The following is a 1,786-nucleotide window of genomic DNA, read 5'->3' as shown; positions in this document are numbered from 1 at the left end:
AACTCATTAAAAAAAAATTAAACTTAATTTTTATTATAAATTTTAACTCCTTTTTAAAAAAATTAAAACTTAAATTTTAATAATTTTTTTAACACTTTTAAAAAATCAAAACATTCTAAAAAAATATTTAACTCTTTTTAAAAATCACAACATTCTGAAATAAATTTTAAAACTCTTCTTAAATCCAAACCATCTTAAGCATTATTATAATTAAAAAAAATAATACGAAATATTAAAAAAATAATAATTTTAAGGAATATGAGAGCTTTTTTTAAGAAAATTTTATTAAATAATTCAACAAAATATAATATGTTATAATAAATCATAGAAAATTATATAAAAGAATTAAACAAAAAATATATAAATATATAGTATGTTTGACTTTTAAATATATTATAACAATTTAATTAAAAACAAAAAATGTATTAAAAATTACAGAAGGTTAACAAAAATGGTAGTTTGTCTCCCTGACACACAAGATGACGCACCACGTATACCTATACATTTAAGCAGAGTAGGTGTAACTGGTGTTAAAAAACTTTTAACTCTTAAAAGAAAAGAAAAAAGACCAATTATACTGTTACCTACTTTTGATGCTTTTGTAGATTTACCAAGCAATCAAAAAGGTACTCATATGTCTAGAACTCCTGAAGCTATCAGTGAAGTAGTCGATGAAGTGGCAACAAGTTCCTCAATTGGAGTTGAGTCACTTTGCGCAGATATTGTTACTAGAATGCTTGAAAAACATGAATATGCTAAACGTGTTGAAGTAAACATGGTTAGTGACTACATGTTTATGAAAGATTCTCCTGTTACTGATAACAGATCTCAAGAAATGGCTAAAATAATAGCTAATGCTATCGGTATACGTGAAGATGACGGTTCTATAACAATTCGTAAAAGTATTGGTGCAGAAGTCATTGGAATGACTGTATGTCCATGTGCACAGGAATCTGTAAGAGAAGTGGATAAAAATAATTTATTGGAATTCTTGGATGAAGAAACTTGTGAGAAGGTATTGAACACTGTTACTTTCGCATCCCACAATCAAAGGGGAGTGGGAACAATTTTAATAGAGGTTCCAGAAAACGAATATATTGATGGAGAATTGCTTATTGACATTATTGAATCATCAATGAGTTCCCCAGTTTCTGAGCTATTAAAACGTCCTGATGAAAATGCAGTTGTAATGAACGCTCATAAAAACCCTGTTTTTGTAGAAGATTGTGTAAGAACAATGAATGAAAAGATCATTGAAAACTTTTCAGACTTGCCTGACGACACTTTAATTACTACTCGTCAAGAAAACCAAGAAAGTATTCACAGACATAATGCTTTCGCGGAAAAGGTTTCTACATTAGGGGCTTTAAAAGAAGAACTTAATTTATAAATTTTTTTATTTTTCCAATGCAAATATTGCTTATTTGCTAAAACTTTTTAAAGAAAAACTAAATTTTCAATTTAATAAACCTAGTCAATATAAGGTTTATTAAAAAACTCTTTTTATTTTATTAAACTAGTCAGTACAAGGTTTAAGAGTTATTACTTAATGTAATTAATTAATAATTTTACTAATTTAACTAATTTAACTAATTCAACTAATTCAACTAATTTAACTAAATTAACTAAATTAACTAAATTAACTAATTTAACTAATTTAACTAATTTGCTAATTTTACTAATTTTACTAATTTTACACAAATTTAAAAATTCTTGTAAAATTTATATATTATCTAAATTAAAAATAAGAATATAAATTTTATTTAAAAAATTATTAAAAAAAAGA

At 24.6% G+C, this 1,786-nt stretch carries 1 protein-coding gene; it reads left to right on the top strand.

Annotation, left to right across the window (positions count from 1 at the left end):
• Positions 1 to 451: 451 nt before the first annotated feature.
• Positions 452 to 1,390: a GTP cyclohydrolase MptA gene (gene mptA / locus Q0138_RS01510; RefSeq protein WP_297979958.1), complete on the top strand. Its 939-nt coding sequence runs from the start codon at positions 452 to 454 to the stop codon at positions 1,388 to 1,390.
• Positions 1,391 to 1,786 lie beyond the last annotated feature (396 nt).

The sequence above is a fragment of the uncultured Methanobrevibacter sp. genome (assembly GCF_937906425.1).
Taxonomy (GTDB): domain Archaea; phylum Methanobacteriota; class Methanobacteria; order Methanobacteriales; family Methanobacteriaceae; genus Methanobrevibacter.
Note: the sequence above shows the minus strand (reverse complement) of the source record. Positions and strands in the feature narration are given on the sequence as shown.